This window comes from Mucilaginibacter sp. P19 (genome assembly GCF_050632265.1).
GTDB lineage: Bacteria > Bacteroidota > Bacteroidia > Sphingobacteriales > Sphingobacteriaceae > Mucilaginibacter > Mucilaginibacter gossypii.
Window position 1 is genome coordinate 4036737 of record NZ_CP192586.1, and the last position, 19154, is coordinate 4055890.

A 19154-nucleotide genomic window follows, 5' to 3' on the forward strand; every position below is an offset into this window, starting at 1 on the left:
TAATGCTGCGGAATATGCCAAGTCCGGGAAGTTAACAGCTAATAGCAGCATCACGCCGATACCGGTCACAGGCCATCAGAAGCCCGCTGCAGGGCTGCGACGTCAACTTTCTTCATCGTCATAAAAGCCTGCGTAATGCGTGCAATTTGTTCGGGGCTGCCGTTTTTCAGTGTTTTTAACATAACTGTTGATGCAACCTGCCAGGACACGCCATATTTGTCCTTCAGCCAACCGCATTGGCCGGGTTTGCCATCAGCTGAAAGCGCCGACCAGTAATAATCAATCTCTTCCTGCGTTTCACAAGGAATCAATAGTGACACTGCATCGTTAAAACTAAAACCGTGCGGATGCGCGCTGTCCATCGCTGCCAGCCAGGTTTGGTCGATATGAAAATCGGCAAACATAAGCGTGCCGGCTTTATCAGGCCCCATATCCTCTGGACGTGGGGCTGTAATACCCCGTTTGCCTTCTTTAAATACAGAACAATAAAAGTCGATGGCTTCATTAGCTTTACCGGCCACCAAGTCCGTATACATCAGCGACGGAACAATCACTGGTCTTTCCTCACCTGCCGGATTGGTCAGTATCAGTTGCCATGACACGCCATATTTATCGCTTACCCAACCGTAACGCTCGCTGAAAGGATAGCGGTCGAGCGGCATCATTATCTTTCCGTTTTCTGACAGTTTGCTCCAAACTTCGTCAATACGCCCTGCGGCATCCGAGTCACGCGACGGATCAAAATTGATCATAAAAGAAATAGAGGGACTGATCTTTAATCCATCCCCGGCGCTGATGCCCAGGAATGGCTGGCCGGCAAAGGTAAATTCAACTATTTCGCACTCTCCGCCGGGCATTGGAAAATGATTAACATAGTTTAAAGCCGAATCGGGCATTAAGGTTGCATAAAACTCGGCAGCTTCCCGGGCTTTATCCTGGTCGAACCAGATGTGTGGTTTGATGGGTAACATGGGTAAATGATTTTAGTGGTGATATATAATAAAAAATTGTAAGCGTTAATTGTTTTTACAGGCAGCACCGCCGGTTAAGGCTTCACCTTGCAGCCTTTATCCGGACTAAGAACTCAAGACCCTAATCTGTTCTGATTTTTCTTATTAACTACCTCAAAACTAATTGGTTTTTCATGGACAGACAAGGTGCATTAGTGACATTTAAGCGGCATATTATGACATGAGTTCGTTCACCGTCGGTCTGCCAAACCAAATGAAAAGCCCTCTATTTTCATCAGGTATACTATATTGCACATTCGTTGAAAAACCATGAAAAAACCCGTGCCATTTGACTTCCTGCTCGATTACCTGCCGACAGGTATAATCATCAAGCCGGCGGTAGGCATGTTCTATATCTATTTCGAAAAAAGATTGTGCTGATCTTCCGAAAGGTTAGTAAAAATCCGCAGCATAACGGTATTTGGATCTCTACCACGCGGGAAAATCATGCCAGCCTCAAAAGGGAAATACCGGCCGTCACTGATTTTGTATTAGACGAGGGCTTTGATACAGCCTGGCTCCTGCTTAGTGACAGCCACGATGATTTTGAGAATTCGGCAATCCAGCTTTGCGAACTTGTTTCGCGCAGGGATAAAAGGATCGGTAAAGTAACCCCCAAAAGCGCAGCGATGTTTTAATAGCCTCCTGAACAATTTAATCGTTGTCAGCATCAGCTTCTTCGGGATGATCTTTAAAATATTCCCGTGCCTTTTTTAAACCTGTGGCTATGGCCAGGCCTTCATCCCCGCTTTCCTTCAAAATTTCATTAGCAATTTCTACGGCCTTTTCCCGCAATTTGGGAGGTTGATTTTTGTAAGATGGCGGGTAGTCTCCGTTATACCAGGGCATGCTTCCTCCTTTTTAGGCAACAACAATTATAATGAAGATTTGATTGAAAAGAGTGTTGATTGAGCGACAAGAAGTTCAAAGCATTTCTTCAAAAGATCATTTGACCTACTCTTTCAAATACTTGCGAAGCCAATATCCTTATTAGAGAAGCTGCCTGATCAAAAAGCTAAATTCTGATAACGTTTTTCTGTTAGCATGCATTTGCATCAGCTTACTTTAAAAAATTGCTTAAGTAGGTCAACAGTGTTGTTGTCTGCATCATCAGGCTTACATGTCCTTGCGAAGGGACAATGGCCAATTGCGATTTTGGCATTGGCGCTAAATCAGCAGAAACGCCGCCTCCCAATAATTTATATGTTTTTGCCAATTCAAATTTGTCCAACCCGTCGTTGTCACCTGCTATGATCAATGCCGGCGCAGAAATTTTCGAAATATTTACATCACCAAAGTCGAACGGCTCCCGCGCGAAAGCGATCATCTGCCCTATAAACTTTGACCATTTTGTTTTATCTGGGGCTATTGCATCGTATGCGGCTTTCATAAGAGTATTCATAAAAAGTTCGGGCTTCCAGGATTTAAATGCATTGGTTATTTCAGGCAGCCAGCCGCTACTTTTATAAGTAGAAGAAATGATCACTAATTTTTTTAACCGTTTAGGGGCTTGTATAGCAAACTTGTAAGCCACAGAGCCACCCATACTATATCCTGCTACGTCGGCACTGTCAATTTTCAGGTAATCCATCACTCCTTCTACATCATGCGCTAAGGTAGCATATGATAACTTTCTATCCGAAAACGGTGTATGTCCGTGTCCCTGTAATTCAATAGCAATTACTTTCCTGTTTTTTGATAGTTCAGGGATCAATTCGGCCCAGTTTCCGTCAATTGTCATAAAAGCGCCATGCAGTAAAATGAGCGGTTTACCCTCGCCATATACCTCATAATAAACTTTGATACCGTTCACAGGCGCATAGCCACTGTTGGAAGGCTTTATTTGTTGTCCGTTTGATCGTGATGTTGCAAACATAATTACAATGAACAGTATTGATTTAAGAGCATCAAGTACATGGAGTAAATTTTTCATGGCGTTTAAGTTTGATTTTATTATCAATACAAAAATGGAACTCATTTCAGGGTTTGATAGCGTGCAAAAACGACTACTTAGGGGAGAATTGCGACAAAATATGCTTGTAAGCGAAGAAATGACTCTGGTTGCTCACCATTAAAGAAGATCAAGCATGGAAGCAAATAAACATGAATCTGTAAAAAGAAAACCCTCTAAAATTTCAATTTAGAGGGTTTTGATACTTGGTATCGCTTTTGTCGGGATGGCAGGATTCGAACCTGCGGCCTCCACATCCCAAATGTGGCGCGATACCGGGCTACGCTACATCCCGCTTTGGCTTTCGCCGGGTATTATGATTCCACCAATCAGAAAAGAAAACCCTCTAAAATTCAATTTAGAGGGTTTTGATACTTAGTATCGCTTTAGTCGGGATGGCAGGATTCGAACCTGCGGCCTCCACATCCCAAATGTGGCGCGATACCGGGCTACGCTACATCCCGTCTCCCTGATTGGGTGTGCAAAAGTATGATTTTAAATTAAGTTGCAAAATTTTTTTGAAAGATTTTGCAAGCCTGCCTATAATCTGCTCATTAACAAAATATTGCCTTAAATTAAATTCTTTATGGTTTCTCACAATATCGAACAATCTTGCTATTACACTTGATTTCTCTCCAAAAAACTTAAAAAAGGATTGCATGTTGTTATGCTATAGCAGTTCAAATCCATGAATTTATATGAACAACAGCCTTACTGGCTAATAAAAGATGGCATAGTTGCCTCCTACCCTTCTCTTCAAAAAGATTTGAAGCTGGATGTGGCCATTATTGGAGCCGGCATCAGCGCCGCTTTAACAGCCTGGCAGCTCCGCAACTCGGGTTTAAGTATAGCTGTTTTTGATAAGCGCCACGTTGGTATGGGCAGTACCGCGGCCAGCACTGCGTTCCTGCAATATGAAATTGATACGCCCCTTACATCTTTAAAAGATCTGGTTGGCGAAGCAAATGCCGTAACAAGCTATCAACTTTGCCGCAAAGCTATTTATGACATTGCTGATTTATGTAAATCGCTTAAACCTGGCTTTGATTTTAGCTTGAGGCCAAGTTTGCAGTATGCCAGCTTCAAAACACATACAAATTCACTAAATCAGGAATATAACTTCCGTAAAAAACATGGCTTTGAGGTACAATGGCTCGAAGCTGATGAAATTGAACAGAAATTTGGGTTTAAAGCTTCCGGGGCTATTTTCTCCACAGATGGCGGTGAGGTTGACGCATACTTGCTTACCCATGCTTTACTTACAAATTTTGGCAAAGCCGGTCATAAAATATACAGCAATACCGATATTAAAACCATTGAGCATCATAAACAAGGCATAACGCTGCAAACCGCCAACGGCTCAGTTATCAAAGCTAAAAAGCTGATTATTGCATGCGGTTACGAAAGTTTAAAATACATTCCTAAAAAAATAGCCGAAATAAACTCAACTTACGCACTGGTTTCTGAGCCTTTACCCGATGTACGTTTCTGGTATAAGAACAGTTTGATTTGGGAAACTGCCGTACCCTACATGTATTTTAGGGCCGTGGGCGAAAACCGAATCCTGATTGGAGGCCGCGATGACCAGTTTCATCATCCGCATATACCTCCTTCTGTTATTAAACGAAAGGCGGATATGCTACAGCAGGCTTTTCTCAAAAAAATGCCGCACATCCCATTAAAAGCTGATTTTAGCTGGGCCGGAGCTTTTGCAATCACTAAAGATGGCTTGCCTTATATTGGCTGCATCCCCGAAAGACCGGACACTTATTTTGCGCTTGGCTTTGGAGGTAATGGTATCACTTTTAGCGTAATTGCTGCCGAAATTCTCCATGATCTTATCATGGAGAGAAAGAACGAACATGTTCAATTGTTCGGTTTTAACAGGTAGCGCGTTTTCAAATAATAAAAGCCGATATTTATACCTGAAATGACCGATCAATTACCCAAAATATACCTTTACCGCAGGCTTGTACAGGCTAAGTTGTTCATTGATAAAACTATCATGAACCGATCGACCTGAACGATATTGCCGACGAGAGCGTATTTTTCCAAATATCATTTCATCAGGTTGTTTAAGAACATCTATGGTAAAACACCGCATCAGTACCTCATCCAGGTGCGGGTTGAAAACGCCCGGCTGCAATTAAAAAAAGGCCTTCCCGTTGCTGATGTTTGTTATGCTGTAGGTTTTGGCAGTGTTACTTCATTTTTTGCTTTATTTAAAAAGATCACCTCCTGTTCTCCTGCCAACTACCAGCAAACAGAACTTAAACGGCAAGCGGAGATGCAGCAATCGCCTCTCAAATTTATACCCGGTTGCTTTGCCCGGAAAAAAGAATGGCTGCGAAATCGCAATTTTCAATAAGCCCGGTTCTTTTTTGATAACGACTTTTGGTTTATCAAACAACATTAACATGATAACCAAATTAAACCATGTAAGCGTATTTGTACTTGACCAGGACAGCGCTTATGATTTTTATGTAAACAAATTAGGCTTTACCGTAAATACAGATGCTGCCATGGGGCCGGGAATGCGCTGGCTCACTGTGTGTGCTCCCGGACAGCCCGAATTGGAAATATCACTCATGGCTGTAACGGAGGGAATGATGTTCGACGCACAGTCGGCACATCAAATGCGCGAATTGGTACAGCGCGGTACCTTTGGGTTCGGAGTTTTTGAATGCAACGACCTTATAGCTACTTACTAAGAGTTAAAAGCGAAAGGTGTTGAGTTTACTAAAGCCCCCACCAAAGAGTTTTACGGCTTTGAAGCTTTATTCAAAGACGACTCGGGTAATTGGTTTTCATTGGGTGAAAAGAAAAGATAAATGCCTGCACACGCAATGGCGCAAAACCACCCCAATTATGGCACAAACGACAAGGTGTAAATTTTGATTTTGCATGGAGATTTGTATAAATCATTTTCAAAACATCATGGAAAATCAAATAACCACCACCCTCCAAACCGATGCACGCATTAACTTACTGGCAGTATTTGAGGATACTGCCAGCAACCTTTATCAACCATTGCTTTATTCAATGAGCAACAAATTAATATTGTACCACCCCACGGCGGATGGACAGCCGGACAGATAGCGGAGCATGTTTTTAAATCAGCTTTACAACTTGTTCCGGTACTTAACAGTGCAGACAAAGCAGCAAAAAGAGATCCGGCCGAAAAAGTCAAAATGATAAAAGACCTGTTTCTTGATTTTGAGGCTAAATTCAAATCAGCATCAAACATATTGCCATCAGATGGGCCGCACAATAAATCTGAGCTTATCGAATTATTACAAACAGTTATCATCCAGGTTAAAGAAGTAATTAACTCCAAAGATCTTTATGCCATTAGTACTGACCTGGTAGTTCCTTTTTTGGTGAACTTACCCGGTTAGAATGGCTCTATCTTATTTGCTATCATACTCAGAAGCACATTCACCAGTTAAAAAACGTCGGGCAGCCTTTGTGATTCGTTTAATGATACCTGCATGTTCCTGGCTACCGAATTTACAACGTAAATAATGAGCCACAGCAAACCGATTAAAGCATACATACTAAGTATAACAAGCGATAAAGTGCTCACGGAAGCGCCTTCATCGCTTTTTTGCATAAAAAGTGTGAGTATAGATAAACCTACTCCGGCACCTAAAAAGTAAGCGGTAGTACCCAGGCTTGATGCCAACCCGTAGTGTTGTTTGGGGATGTTTTTTACAGCAAGAACAGACAAACTTGTAAAACAGATGGTCATACCTAAACCGGATATAAAAGCAGCAGATAACAGCAGTAAAGGGAGAGAGTAACCTGTAAATACCGCGCAAATTAAAACCAGTCCCCCGGTTAACATACAACACATACCCAACAATCCTGTTTGTTCGGTTGTTAACCGTTTCATGATGCCGGGTAGCATAAACTTAGCCACAATAGCTGATAAAAAACTAAAAGGTACCAGTAACAAGCCCGACCGTGCTGCGGTGTAATGCATATCTTTTTGCAATAATTGAGATATAATGAAAAGGTAACCGGTAAAAAACGCGCCTAATAAAATGAATACGCCATTTGCGGTAATAACTGATGATGCTTTAAAAACCGAAAGATCTATCAGCGGATTTGCACATCGGGTTAAACGAACATATAACAGCCTCATGCAAACAACCACGCCTATGGCACAAATTATAATAAAAGTATATTGTTGTTTGATATCCGCAAGCTGGTGTACACCGTAACTAAGCATCAGCAAACCCATCACCAATAAAATGCCCGAAAACAGATCGGGAGACGACTGCCTTTGTTCAGGAGCGTCATTAGCCAGGCACAGCCAGCCTATAACAATAATAAAAACCAGTATTGGCACATTAATCAAAAACACCCAATGCCAGCCTAAGTAAGTGCTGATGATTCCGCCGATGGAAAGGCCGCTTCCTGAACCAACCGCCGCGAATGAGCTAAAGATTCCGATAGCCTTGCTCCGCTCACGTTCTTCGGTAAAAGTATGCGTTACGATGGAAAGTGCCGATGGCATGATCAACGCTGCAGCCAAGCCTTGTACGGCTCTCGATAAACTAAGAAACACAAAAGTACCTGATAAGCCGGCACCTAATGAAGTTGCCAGGAATAATACCGCACCGGTAATAAAGACCTTCTTTGGTCCGGCAACATCAGACAGCTTTCCTCCTATAATCAGGAAACCGCCGTACAATAGCACATAGAGCGTTTGAAGCCATTGAACCTGGTCGTTAGTGACCACAAACTGCTTTTGTATTGCCGGAATGGTGAGGTTAATGATGGCGATGTCAAGCGCTTCGACAAATATGGCCATAGAGGATATGATCAGGACCTTGTTCTTTTTTAGTGCCATAATTTTGATTTTTGTCCTTTCAAAACTATGCTAATAGAAATTAACAATATTATTTATTATAATTTTGGAACATAATTAAAAATTCAAGCACTAAAAAAGAACAAACGCCCAATTAACACACCGTTATGGCCCCACAAACAGAACAAGAAAAAGCCGGCATCCATCTTGATGAAAAAGATTACGAAATATTACGGCTGGTTGAACGGAATGCCAAGCTTACCGTGCGGGAAATTGCCGTTAAAATCAACCTAAGCCCTACGCCCGCACATGAACGCATTAAACGCCTCGAAAAAGCGGGGGTTATTAAAAGCTATACCGCCATTTTAGATAAGCGGATGCTGAACAAACGTATCATGGTGATTTGCATGGTAACCCTGCGCGAACATAGCCGCAAAGCAGGTGCCGATTTTATTAACGCTGTACTGGAATTTGACGAAGTGATAGAATGCTATAACATATCGGGCGATTTTGATTTTATGCTCAAAATTGTCTCTGAAAGTATGGATAGTTACCATTCGTTTTTTGTAAATAAGCTAAGCGAAGTAAAGGGTATTGGCCACTCAAAAAGCACTTTTGTAATGGATATTATCAAAGAAACCAATCATTTGCTTTAACTTACACAATAGCAGTGTTCTCCGTCCGTTTATATGTCCGGATAATTAATCGGTTCAACACCCCGTTTTATCGATTCATTAACCCGGTATATCAAATTGTTATCTTAATTTTAAGCTCAACTAAAACGGCACTTTTATCGTAATTATTACCAACCGGGTTTATATACAGACATATATGACTGCAAAACATTTACTTTTTACTTCCAAAATTATTGGTTGTTTATTAATAACGGTTGCCTTTTTTCCTGTAAAAAAGATAAAACCGTAGCGCCTCAAACACAAGTTAGTCCTGTTACGCTTGGTTTATATGAATACGCCAGCGGGGTAAACAAACGGATCTTTTTACCCATTACGCTGGTAGGCACAAAAGCAGTGACTTATTATACCGTGTTTGATACAGGTTCATCAGGGATGACACTTGATGCCGCAGGTATCCTGCCTGCATCAATGATCACCTCGTCAGGCATCCAGTTTACCGGGGATTCGGTGGTTGTGAACGGCATTACGGTTACTAATACCAAGGGCACGATAAGCTTTGGCGACCAGTTAAGCTCTACGAAAGAATACGGCAATTTAGCCTACGCTAATATCACCATCGGCGACGCTCAGGGCAACCTTACGTTAAAAAGGGTGCCATTTTTTTATACTACAAAATAGTTGATGAAACTGGTGCGCAATTATCGGCCCATGCCAGCGATGTTTTTGGTGTTGGCCCCGGCACAAGTTATGTAACCAGCCTGATTCAAAGCCCGTTAAGATCCTTTAGCACCGGCACAGGTCTTACAAGCGGATTTAAGCTGGCCACGTTAAATAAAAGCTTATTTTCTACCAGTGGAACTTATGTAAGCAATCTGTTAACTATCGGCTTAAGCAACAGCGATCTTTCATCAACTGGATTCATTATGCACCCGCTTTCTTATTCAAACAGCGGCGGATACTCGCCTAATATCCCCGCAACTATTACTTACAGTGGAAAGACCATCTCCGGACAGATTTTGTTTGATACCGGAACCCCATCAACTACTGTAATTGAAGACAGGCTGGCAACCAATTCAGTAGGCAGCCTTCCCGCAAATTCGACCGTAACCATAACTACCAACAAGGGCTTTGTTTATACTTATACAACATCAAGCACGGGAAACCTAACAGAAGTGCAAAACCCCAATAATACGGGTGATTACCGTACCATTTTCAGTCTCGATTTTTTCATCAGTAATGAATACCTAACCGATTATGGCAACCACCAGATCGGGTTAAAAAACAACTAAATATTAATACTTTAAAGGCGATAACATTATTTTCAAAAACCCGGCTCATAATTTCTGCTCCTTTTTTATCCCCTGCCACGAGATGACTTTTTCAATGCGCTACAAATTTACAGCGGCGCTTTTTAAATAAATCAAAGGAGATAAAAAGTCTATTTTTTATTACAGATCTCCGTAACTGCAGTACGGCGGGTGGCGGTGTAAACTATTCCATTTACCATTTCATAGCCAGTAGAAACGCTTTGCGAATAGCGTTTTAAAATAACCCCGGTGTTGTTATCTATGAGTATTGATCCGTTTATCCGGCTATTTAAGCTACCGCCTAAAACCGAAGTTTTATAAGTAACAACAGTAGTTGTGCTGCTTATAGCATAAACTGTATAGTTGGTTTCGGCCGATGAAGTAGTAACCTTCCATGAATAGCCCTTTTTAAGTGTGATGCCAACCGGAAAATCAACCATTAACTGTATTGTAGTCCCTGGCGACAGCCGTTCGGGCTGGATGCCGGCAAAAGATAACAGTGTATCATTGGCAACAGCCGGGCGTTTTAAATTCAGGATCTCGCCTTTGTTGTTTACTGAAACTATCGATTGATTATGGAACATCTTCTGCAAACCAACCTGGATAACAGAATTTGGGTCGGCAGGTTTACCTGAGTTATATACCAGGTCCTGGTTCATTGCATTTATGGTATCGATAAGCTTATCAGTAGTAATAGTAAAAGAGGCCCCCTTTCAGAAGCATCGGTTACCTTGTAGGTTTTAACAACTATTGAAACCGAACCAACACGCAAAGTTTGGCTGCCGCGCTGTAAAACACAATTTGACTTTGTATTTACCTGCCTTTGAAACTCATCTCCCTGTTTAAATCTGCCCTGGGCATAGGTAACACCGCTCGCAAAAGCTAATATTATAACAAATATATATTTTAACTCAATTGGGGTACTTTTCATTTTAGTATTCTTGTTATAATGCCTTTAATAATTTGACATTATGTCACAGTTAGTGTTTTTTCCTGTTTGATTGGGGTTTGCCTTTTAACTTATCATCCTTCGTTCCCCCAGGCGATATCATTTTAAAGCTCTCGCTTTCGGGAATTTCCGGGATAGACCAGGGTGTAAAATTTTCGGAAGGCTGTAAAAGCGGTACCGTACTTGTTATATCGGGCATTATCGGAATGGGGCCTTTTATAATATTCACCTGGCCTGATACGGTTGGCTCAACAGGCGCTGGCGGCAATTCCGGCGATTCTGGCAAAGGGAGGTCTATAACAGCTGAAAACTGCAGGTCCTGCATTGTTTGCTTTGGCAAATGCGGAGCTTCTGGCGCTTCAGGTGATGGAATTTCAGGTAACCCCGCAGTTGCACCATTAACATCGGGTTGGTCGGGTGCATCAACCACAGGCGGCGTTGAGCCAACTGCAGCCAGCACAGGCATTTGAGTTGCTGAAACAAAGGGCTGAGCAATTACCGGGATATCCGTAAGCGTAAGTATAATCGGCTTACCCGCCGAACCACTGCCATGGGTGTTTCCTTTGGTAATTGTACCTGGGGTTAATGGCGGCGGCACGTTCCAGTCCGACTGATTATTGCGGCTCTGGGCCATAGTATTACTTAAGCCCCCCAGGCAACTAATAACCAAATAAAGCATGGTATTAGGCTGTTGAGTCGCCGGTTTCTCTCCTTTTTTTGGACGATGTATGACATTTCCATTTAATTATCTTTATGCAGAAAGCGATTGCTTTCAATACAATCAGTCAGTTTTATTTGGTGAATAATAGCTTATTAATTTAATTTTTATTGATTGTTAATGAGCAATAATGATTTTAGGTATAGGTTAGAATTATATTGCAAAATCATTATTAAAGTTAGTCCTTTTTATCGATTACGGCACACGGCTTTCCAATATATGCTATCTGTATAATACTAAATAGTGTTTCTACATGATATACTTACCTCCAATATTTCATCTGTAAAAATAAGCTTTATGGTGTTACTCCAAAATACCAACTGCTTTGTATTGTGTGAATTTCGGCCTCTCTATAAAATTGTACTGTCAAGCACGATGGTGAAATAATATAAAACAAAGCCATAAATGGTTTTGAACAAATTAATTCATCGCGTTTCATCTAAATTAAAAAACCATGGAAAGTACTTTAAATTACCTCGCGGGCTTTGTTTCCCTAACTTTTATGGGATTATCAGCTATGTATAAATTTAAGCTCGAAAAATTGCAGGGAACAGGCAAAATACCCAACATTATCAGTGCCAGGCAACGGCAAATTGTGTTTTTCGTGTTAGCCGTATTATCTGCTTTAATAATATTCATATCCAGATTTTAAAAACACATTAACCGGTAACAACCCCAGGCCCAACGACTTTTGCTGATAAATATCAAATTACTATCTTTAACCGGGACCAAAAACCCGGATATGAAATACCCTTTGTTTTTTCTGCTTATTTTGGCTGTAATTCCGTGTTGCGGTCAAAATATTGATAGTTTAAAAAAGGTTGTTTTCAGCAAATCACCCACACAAAAACGCTTAACCGCCGCTACTCAGATTGCCAACTATGCGGCTGAAACAAATCCGACCAAAACCATCATTGTTGCAAAAGAAGGACTGAACCTTGCACATAAGCTAAACAATAAAAAAGCAATTACTTTACTATCGCAAACTTTAGGAGAAGCTTATTTCCAAACTAATCAATATGATTCCGCATCATATTATTACAACATTGCCGCCGTTGCACTCAACAAAATAAATCAACAGTACATTTTAACCGATGGTTACAACAGGTTAGCGAAAGCGTATGTAAAATTAAAAAATCATAAAAAAGCGCTTGAATTTTGCATGCTGGCAATTTCATATGCCCCAAAAACCGGTGACCGTACAGAATTGACAGAAGCCTTAAACCTGGCTGCGACGTTATATGAGGCAAAAAACAATTACCGGGAGGCCTTAAATTACTCCAGGCAGGCTTTCGACATAAAAGACTCTTTAAACCTTGCCCGGCAAACAAATGAAAACACCTCTGAAGCATACAGCCATAAATTTATGGGGGATGTTATGGGAAGTATTAAACCAAACGACTCAGAACAGGAAATTTTAAAAACCATCGATGTCAAAAAATCATTAAATGATACCCTTGCGCTTTCAATTAACTATTTTAACCTTGGCGTATTGTATAAAAACAAACGGTTATATCTACAATCTCTCGATGCATTAAAAAACAGCCTTCAGTTTGCCACACAAATAAATTATGCAGATATGCAAAGAAGCGCCACAAATGAAATAGCTGATTTGTATGAGCAATTGGGCGACTATAAGCAATCGCTGATTTACTTAAAAAAGCATGCAGCAATTAAAACCTCAGGCAACAGCACCATTGATGAACTACAGGCAAAATACGAAATAAAACAACGTGAAGATCAGGTACTGCAACAGCAATTTGAAATAACAAAGCGTAATTACTGGATGGCGGGTATCTGTGTTTTTATACTTTTAATGTTCTTTACAGGCTTTTTTATTATAAACAAAACAAGCTAAAACAGCGCAATATGGCAATGCAGGCTATAATTGCGGCTGAGGAAAGTGAAAGACAAAGAATTGCCAGGGATTTACATGATAGTGTGAGCCAAATAATATCGGCGGCAAAAATAAACCTGTCAGTTATAGGCAGTGAATTACCTTTCATAAATGAAGAGCAAAGAACCCGTTTTGAAAAAGCAATTAACCTTGTTGACTATGGATTTAAAGAGGTAAGAACGATATCACATAATATGATGCCTTGGGCACTTCATAAAACAGGGTTAGCACAAGTAATTAAACAATTTATTGAGAATATCAAGAACAATAATATTGCAATAAACTTTTTTGCCAGGGGTTTGATTCGCCGTTTGACGATACCATCGAGATCATTTTATACCGGGTATTACAGGAAAGTGTAAACAATGTAATGAAGCACGCTCATGCCGACAGGGTTGACATTTCACTTATAAGAAGCGATGAAAACATCAGCCTCACTATTGAAGATAATGGCATAGGCTTTGACGCAACCAATCCTGATATTTTTAAAGGCATGGGCTTAAACAATCTAATGTCGCGGATAAATTTTTTAAAAGGCAGGGTTGAATTTGATTCGCATCCTAACAGGGGGACACTTGTTTCTATTTATATCCCACTCACCAATAAACCTTTATAAGTTATATTGCATTATAAACCGGTTAAGCTCAACCGGATTTTTCAGATTAAGCTTTTGCATAATATTTTTACGGTGTGTTTCAACAGTATAAATACTTAAGTGAAGATGATCGGCCATTTGCTGGTTGGTAAAATTCTGTTTTATAAATTGTAAAAGTTCAGTTTCCCGCTTAGTAAGCTGGAACTGCTTTAAAAAAGGATCCGGTTCATTAGGCATGGAATTAACAACCGGCTGTTTGCAGGGAAAACACAGATGCCCTTGCGCTACGGAGCGCATTACCTGTAATAGTTCAGCCTTCCCGACATTTTTGAACAAGTAGCCGCTGGCTCCTTCAGCCTTTGCTTTTTCAATGAGGTGCTCCTCATTATATGTAGAAAGCATGATTACCTTAACTTTAGGATAGTAATCCTTTATGCGCTTAAGTACGTCGAACCCGTTCATACCCGGCATATTGATATCAAGTAATATGAGGTTGGGTGTTTGGGTGTGTAACAAATGTAATAATTCCTTACCGTTTGCTGCAACGCTCATTACCTCTATATCTGGCTCTCCCTGCAACAACATGTGTAAGCCGTTTATAAATAAAGTATGGTCATCTGCTATTATTACTGATAGTTTTTCCACGGTGCTTTCCATATAATAAATTCACTGTAAATCTATATTTTATCTTTATTTCATAAAATACCAACTGATTTGTATTGTGCATCCCAGCCTCTGTTCATAAAATTGTTCTACCGAAACAAACTTAAAAAAATGAAAAGCCATCGCACATCTTATTTATATGAATTATGCTTACCCGGTTACTGCACCCAATATATACCGAAATCTATTAACAGAAAAAAGTGATGGAATACTTTATTAGCACATTTATAATAATGCTGATTTGTATAATCGCATTATTACAGGATAAATCTTATGACAACGGGATAGTTTTACCAAGACCTCAGAGCAAACTTCCAGACCGAAGAGATTACCGGTTACTTAAATACAACCAAGCCTCCCACTCTATTTCGCGGATATCCCCTCAATTACTTGTTAGTGAATATGGAGCTCAAACAGGTTCATTAGCGACATCATCAACAGCCAGGCGCGTCTATCCCTCAAATTTTAACAGGACAAAAGTATTACAACCAAAGTCTAACCCAACTATTCAATCAAATACTGAAAAAGATACAGATGTCGCAAACGCCTTTTGCTCACAATGCAATTTAAGCTTCTTTGCTCCTGCCTGCAACTATTACAAACAATCCTTTAAGGTTGCATAATCGGCAGATGACAACTTCATGGCGGCGGATATTTGCTATCTGGCAATTAATGAAGTAATTAAGCTGCATTGAAGTGCTAAGTGCCGCCCCCATTTTTATTAAACCACAAAAAATGGCTGCAATCAAAATACCTTGCTATTACAGTTTGACAATTAAATTCCTTTTAAAACATTTTATTTAAAAACAGAATCTGACAAAAAATAATAATATATACAGAATACAAATAATTAAAAACCTAACAATCAATTAATTAAATATTTATAAAAGCAATTCGGGTATTACAAGCAAAAGCTTTCACCCATTAATTTTTTAATATTCAGTCATTTGTCACTTTCTTTTTACAAAAAATATTATTATTTTTAAAAAAGTAAACTAAAACGTTTTTCTCAAACGTATATTTAGTTTTTTAATTTAAAAAAGAACACGCTTTTTCAATTATTACTTACATATCTCATTAATACTGGCTTTATAAAGTAATATTTCATGTCATTTTCCATAAACATCGTACCAACCGCCCTGAAAATTAAAATTCATATAAATTTTATATGAATTTCATATGAAGAATTCAAAAAAAACCACATTTCACTTATTTTGCATTAACGTTTTATCAATTTTTTTATAAATATTTTAATATATATAAAAAACTTTAAAAAAATTTTAACTTTTTTTTCATTTTATTACAAAAATTGTAGTTTTGGATATTAACTAAAACTGATTTTTTAACAATGAAAAAACTCCTACTCGCAAGCTGGTGTTTGTTCATGCTATTTTTTAGTGTGGTACATGCACAAAACAAAACGGTTACCGGCCGGGTAACTTCAAAAGACGATGGACTACCGCTGCCAGGCGTGTCCGTAAGAGTTGTAGGTACCACGCTCGGTACGCAAACAAATGCAGATGGTAAATTTTCTTTATCTGTTCCTGCCTCTGCAAAATCTTTAGGCTTTAGCTTTATTGGCTTTACATCTCAAACAGTTGAAATCACTTCGACACCATTAGATGTTAAACTAACAAGCAGCGCTAATAAACTATCAGAAGTGGTAATTACTGGTGCTTATGGCACCAAACAGTCATCACGATCGGCTTCATATGCAGCACAGGTAGTAAAGTCAGATGCATTGAACACTATCCGCCAGCCTAACGTTAACAACGCATTGGCAGGTAAGGTTGCAGGTGTTCAGGTACGTAGCCAGTCGGCTGCAGCTTTGGGCCGCAATACCAACATCAGGCTTCGTGGTGCTACAGGCTTTGGTAGCGGTAACAACCCTTTATATGTTGTTGACGGTACAATAATGCCAAACGCCGACGATTTGAGCAATGACGACATCGACAACATTAGTATTTTGAATGGTCCTGCAGCATCTGCTCAGTTCGGTTCACAGGGAGCTTATGGCGCTATCGTTATCTCAACTAAAAAGGGTAAAAAAACAAAGGGCGTTGGTGTTGAATTAAACCTTGGTGCCAATTTCGACAAGGCTTATATTCTGCCTAACTACCAAAACAGTTATGGTGGCGGTGCTTCTGCAGATTTCATTCAATACCATTGGAAAGACGGCGATCCTGAAGGATGGAAAGCTTTAGATGGCAAATATTACCCGGATTATACCGACGACAGTAGTTGGGGCCCTAAAATGGTTGGCCAGGAATATATTCCATGGTATGCATGGGCTGCTGGTACCAAATACTCTTTCAAAACTGCCAAATGGACCCCACAGCCCGATAACGCAAAGGATTTCTTCCGCACCGGTGTTTCTTTAAATAACAGTGTGGCATTTACTAAAGCAGCTGATGATTACAACATCAGGATGTCATACAATAACCAGCACACTACAGGTATAGTGCCTGAAACCTGGCTAAACAAAAACAACTTCACCTTAAACGCCAACTACGATCTTAACAAACACCTCACAGCAGGTGCAAGTATTAACTTTTCGGGTACACAACTTCATGGCCAGATCAGTGATGCTTACGCAAGCGCTTCAAGTGGCTCGTTCAACTCATGGTTCCACCGTGATTTGGACATGGGTATCATGAAAGAATTACAGGATCTAAAATCACCTGACGGCACCTATGTAAGCTGGAACCACCAAAACCCTAACTCATACGATCCATCAAACCCGGGCTCGTTTTATGCGGGTAACTATTGGTACAACCCTTATTTATGGCAAAAACAATGGCAAAACCTTAACACCCGCGACCGTTTGTACGGAAACATATACTTACAGTACAAGATCAATAATGATTTAAGCTTCAAGGTTACCTACCGCCGCAATCAAACCAACACCTGGAACGAAGGCAAAATTTCGTCTGAAATACAGGCAAGCGGCACTCAAACAGGTCAAAAAGCAGGTTATGGCACTTCAACATCATACTCAAACCGCGAAAACTACGAAACCTTGCTTAACTATGATAAGCAGATCAAAGATTTCCACCTGAATGTTAATGCCGGTAGCGATTTTTACAACTGGAGTTACAAAGACAACGGTGCAAACACCAACAATGGTTTAAGCGTTCCGGATTTGTATACATTAGCAAACTCTGTCGATCCGATCAGTGCCAGCAATACCAGGATCCAGGAGCAATACCGAGCGGTATTTGCAAAAGCTTCTGCCAATTACAAAAGGATTGTATATGCTGATGCGACTTTACGTAACGACTGGTTTTCAACCATCTCTACTATAAACAACGCTAACTCAGTGTTGTCAAAATCATTTGGTGGGTCATTCGTATTCAGCGAGGTATTGCCTGAATTTAAAGACTGGTTAAACTATGGTAAAGTAAGGGGATCATGGGGCCAGGTACCATTAGCCTTAGGTAACTCAACTGAAACATTTGGCGCATACAGGAACAATACACTATACGGTATCGCTCCAAATAAATGGAATGGCGCCTTATTGCAAGGTGGCCCAACCCAATTTGTTGACCCTGCCTTACATGGCACAACCACTACTTCAAAAGAGATTGGTTTAGACTTAGGTTTCTTTAACGACCGTTTAACTTTTGGCGCTACTTACTGGGCTGCAGATGACAAAGACCTTCCATTGGGCTTAGCGGTTAACGCTGCCAGTGGTGTATCATCTATCCTGACCAACGTAGGTTTGATCAAACGGAGAGGTTTGGAGATAACTGCAAGCGGTACCCCTATCCGGTTACCAAACTTTAGCTGGACAATTAATGCCAACTTTGCACAGTTATTGGATAATACAGTAGTAGAGATCAGCAATAAATACGGTGTTGACCGTGTGCAGGTTGCAGGTGTATGGGGTACAGACATGCCTTACCTGATCAATCAAAAAGGCAAATGGTGGGGCCAAATTTACGGTAACGGTATCAAACGCAATGCTGCCGGGGTCCCAATTCTTACTTCATCCGGCGCTTACATCAATGACCCTAACGTATATTTCGGCAGTGCGTTGCCTAAATATACCGGTGGTATACAAAATACATTCACTTTATTTAAAGAGTTTGTGTTGAGCGCAAATATCGACTATCAGTTTGGTGGCAAATTCGCTTCATTATCAAACCGTTGGGGTCAATATAGCGGTTTAACGGCTAATACGGCGGCACTTAACGATAAAGGCATGTCGGTACGCGACCCTGTTGCTGATGGTGGCGGTGTTAAAGTTACCGGTGTTGATGCCGACAATAAAGCCGTGACCTATTACGTCGACGCAAAATCATACTATCAGGGTTTAACAAACAATAAAACTTACGATCCCTACATCTACGACTTGACTTTCATCAAACTTCGCGAGGTTGCTGTAGGTTACAACCTGCCGATTAAAAGATGGGGTTTAGGAAATGTATTCCAATCGGCAAGGATTGATTTAACCGGCCGTAACTTATTGTTGATATACGCTAAATCTAAGGATTTCGATCCGTCAGAGATCACCGCGACAGAAGGTGAAACTGCCCAATACCCAGGTACGAGGGGTTTTGGTTTCAACCTAAAAGTAACATTCTAAGCGAACAAGGATTATTAGACTAAGA

At 40.4% G+C, this 19154-nt stretch carries 23 protein-coding genes and 2 tRNA genes; 15 read left to right on the forward strand and 10 right to left on the reverse strand.

Annotated elements, in window-relative coordinates; genetic code table 11:
- Positions 1 to 65 precede the first annotated feature (65 nt).
- Entirely contained in the window at positions 66 to 971 is a 906-nt protein-coding gene (locus ACQ86K_RS19495; protein WP_431198587.1) for a VOC family protein, read from the reverse strand.
- 413 nt (positions 972 to 1384) lie between these two features.
- On the opposite strand from ACQ86K_RS19495, the gene ACQ86K_RS19500 reads away from it, so the two are divergent.
- Complete coding sequence (locus ACQ86K_RS19500) at positions 1385 to 1648, forward strand: hypothetical protein (protein ID WP_091162495.1); 264 nt, start codon at positions 1385 to 1387, stop codon at positions 1646 to 1648.
- A gap of 16 nt (positions 1649 to 1664) precedes the next feature.
- On the opposite strand, the gene ACQ86K_RS19505 is transcribed toward ACQ86K_RS19500, so the two are convergent.
- The 4 genes from ACQ86K_RS19505 to ACQ86K_RS19520 form a co-directional block, all read right to left on the reverse strand.
- A complete protein-coding gene (locus tag ACQ86K_RS19505) occupies positions 1665 to 1859 on the reverse strand; it encodes a hypothetical protein (protein ID WP_091162486.1) in 195 nt (64 codons plus the stop codon).
- A gap of 211 nt (positions 1860 to 2070) precedes the next feature.
- Entirely contained in the window at positions 2071 to 2943 is an 873-nt protein-coding gene (locus ACQ86K_RS19510; RefSeq protein ID WP_091162485.1) for an alpha/beta fold hydrolase, read from the reverse strand.
- Positions 2944 to 3182: 239 nt separating this feature from the next.
- Positions 3183 to 3256: transfer RNA gene (locus ACQ86K_RS19515), tRNA-Pro, on the reverse strand.
- A gap of 95 nt (positions 3257 to 3351) precedes the next feature.
- Positions 3352 to 3425, reverse strand: a tRNA-Pro gene (locus ACQ86K_RS19520).
- Positions 3426 to 3649: 224 nt separating this feature from the next.
- Between ACQ86K_RS19520 and ACQ86K_RS19525 the strand changes: the two genes are divergently transcribed.
- The 5 genes from ACQ86K_RS19525 (at position 3650) to ACQ86K_RS19545 (ending at position 6359) form a co-directional block, all read left to right on the forward strand.
- Positions 3650 to 4852, forward strand: a complete 1203-nt coding sequence (locus ACQ86K_RS19525) for an NAD(P)/FAD-dependent oxidoreductase (RefSeq protein ID WP_091162483.1) — start codon at positions 3650 to 3652, stop codon at positions 4850 to 4852.
- Between the two features lie 138 nt (positions 4853 to 4990).
- Positions 4991 to 5329 carry a helix-turn-helix domain-containing protein gene (locus tag ACQ86K_RS19530; RefSeq protein WP_431198588.1) on the forward strand — a complete coding sequence of 113 codons (339 nt, stop codon included), beginning with the start codon at positions 4991 to 4993 and terminating at the stop codon, positions 5327 to 5329.
- A 49-nt stretch (positions 5330 to 5378) separates the two neighbouring features.
- The gene (locus ACQ86K_RS19535; RefSeq protein ID WP_256337314.1) at positions 5379 to 5672 is read left to right on the forward strand and encodes a VOC family protein; all 294 of its coding nucleotides are present in this window, start codon (positions 5379 to 5381) and stop codon (positions 5670 to 5672) included.
- A 226-nt stretch (positions 5673 to 5898) separates the two neighbouring features.
- Positions 5899 to 6060 (forward strand): hypothetical protein, encoded by a 162-nt coding sequence (locus ACQ86K_RS19540; protein WP_431198589.1) that lies wholly within the window; start codon positions 5899 to 5901, stop codon positions 6058 to 6060.
- Between the two features lie 92 nt (positions 6061 to 6152).
- Positions 6153 to 6359 carry a hypothetical protein gene (locus ACQ86K_RS19545; protein WP_431198590.1) on the forward strand — a complete coding sequence of 69 codons (207 nt, stop codon included), beginning with the start codon at positions 6153 to 6155 and terminating at the stop codon, positions 6357 to 6359.
- Between the two features lie 47 nt (positions 6360 to 6406).
- On the opposite strand, the gene ACQ86K_RS19550 is transcribed toward ACQ86K_RS19545, so the two are convergent.
- Entirely contained in the window at positions 6407 to 7819 is a 1413-nt protein-coding gene (locus tag ACQ86K_RS19550; protein WP_431198591.1) for an MFS transporter, read from the reverse strand.
- Positions 7820 to 7944: 125 nt separating this feature from the next.
- Here ACQ86K_RS19550 and ACQ86K_RS19555 point away from each other — a divergent pair, with 125 nt between their 5' ends.
- The 3 genes from ACQ86K_RS19555 (at position 7945) to ACQ86K_RS19565 (ending at position 9701) form a co-directional block, all read left to right on the forward strand.
- Complete coding sequence (locus tag ACQ86K_RS19555) at positions 7945 to 8433, forward strand: Lrp/AsnC family transcriptional regulator (protein WP_091162477.1); 489 nt, start codon at positions 7945 to 7947, stop codon at positions 8431 to 8433.
- Positions 8434 to 8649: 216 nt separating this feature from the next.
- Positions 8650 to 9090, forward strand: a complete 441-nt coding sequence (locus ACQ86K_RS19560; protein WP_431198592.1) for a hypothetical protein — start codon at positions 8650 to 8652, stop codon at positions 9088 to 9090.
- A gap of 245 nt (positions 9091 to 9335) precedes the next feature.
- Positions 9336 to 9701 (forward strand): hypothetical protein, encoded by a 366-nt coding sequence (locus ACQ86K_RS19565; RefSeq protein ID WP_431198593.1) that lies wholly within the window; start codon positions 9336 to 9338, stop codon positions 9699 to 9701.
- Positions 9702 to 9850: 149 nt separating this feature from the next.
- Here ACQ86K_RS19565 and ACQ86K_RS19570 read toward each other — a convergent pair whose 3' ends face one another.
- Genes ACQ86K_RS19570 through ACQ86K_RS19580 form a run of 3 tightly spaced genes read right to left on the reverse strand, consistent with a single transcriptional unit; the run spans position 9851 to position 11302 of the window.
- The gene (locus tag ACQ86K_RS19570) at positions 9851 to 10378 is read right to left on the reverse strand and encodes a hypothetical protein (RefSeq protein ID WP_431198594.1); all 528 of its coding nucleotides are present in this window, start codon (positions 10376 to 10378) and stop codon (positions 9851 to 9853) included.
- A 5-nt stretch (positions 10379 to 10383) separates the two neighbouring features.
- Positions 10384 to 10650: a hypothetical protein gene (locus ACQ86K_RS19575; protein WP_431198595.1), complete on the reverse strand. Its 267-nt coding sequence runs from the start codon at positions 10648 to 10650 to the stop codon at positions 10384 to 10386.
- A 49-nt stretch (positions 10651 to 10699) separates the two neighbouring features.
- Positions 10700 to 11302 carry a hypothetical protein gene (locus ACQ86K_RS19580; protein ID WP_091162472.1) on the reverse strand — a complete coding sequence of 201 codons (603 nt, stop codon included), beginning with the start codon at positions 11300 to 11302 and terminating at the stop codon, positions 10700 to 10702.
- Positions 11303 to 11840: 538 nt separating this feature from the next.
- Here ACQ86K_RS19580 and ACQ86K_RS19585 point away from each other — a divergent pair.
- From ACQ86K_RS19585 to ACQ86K_RS19600, 4 genes are all read left to right on the forward strand, one after another.
- Entirely contained in the window at positions 11841 to 12038 is a 198-nt protein-coding gene (locus tag ACQ86K_RS19585; RefSeq protein ID WP_091162470.1) for a hypothetical protein, read from the forward strand.
- A 90-nt stretch (positions 12039 to 12128) separates the two neighbouring features.
- Complete coding sequence (locus ACQ86K_RS19590; RefSeq protein WP_431198596.1) at positions 12129 to 13244, forward strand: tetratricopeptide repeat protein; 1116 nt, start codon at positions 12129 to 12131, stop codon at positions 13242 to 13244.
- A gap of 11 nt (positions 13245 to 13255) precedes the next feature.
- Entirely contained in the window at positions 13256 to 13645 is a 390-nt protein-coding gene (locus ACQ86K_RS19595; protein ID WP_431198597.1) for a sensor histidine kinase, read from the forward strand.
- A gap of 8 nt (positions 13646 to 13653) precedes the next feature.
- Positions 13654 to 13899 carry a sensor histidine kinase gene (locus tag ACQ86K_RS19600; RefSeq protein WP_431198598.1) on the forward strand — a complete coding sequence of 82 codons (246 nt, stop codon included), beginning with the start codon at positions 13654 to 13656 and terminating at the stop codon, positions 13897 to 13899.
- Here ACQ86K_RS19600 and ACQ86K_RS19605 read toward each other — a convergent pair.
- Positions 13894 to 14535 (reverse strand): response regulator transcription factor, encoded by a 642-nt coding sequence (locus tag ACQ86K_RS19605; RefSeq protein WP_091162467.1) that lies wholly within the window; start codon positions 14533 to 14535, stop codon positions 13894 to 13896. The genes ACQ86K_RS19600 and ACQ86K_RS19605 overlap by 6 nt on opposite strands.
- A gap of 209 nt (positions 14536 to 14744) precedes the next feature.
- Between ACQ86K_RS19605 and ACQ86K_RS19610 the strand changes: the two genes are divergently transcribed.
- Together ACQ86K_RS19610 and ACQ86K_RS19615 are read left to right on the forward strand one after the other, a co-directional pair.
- Positions 14745 to 15164, forward strand: coding sequence for a hypothetical protein (locus ACQ86K_RS19610; RefSeq protein ID WP_143020670.1), 420 nt, complete (start codon positions 14745 to 14747; stop codon positions 15162 to 15164).
- Positions 15165 to 15889: 725 nt separating this feature from the next.
- Positions 15890 to 19129 (forward strand): SusC/RagA family TonB-linked outer membrane protein, encoded by a 3240-nt coding sequence (locus tag ACQ86K_RS19615; protein ID WP_091162465.1) that lies wholly within the window; start codon positions 15890 to 15892, stop codon positions 19127 to 19129.
- Positions 19130 to 19154: the final 25 nt, after the last annotated feature.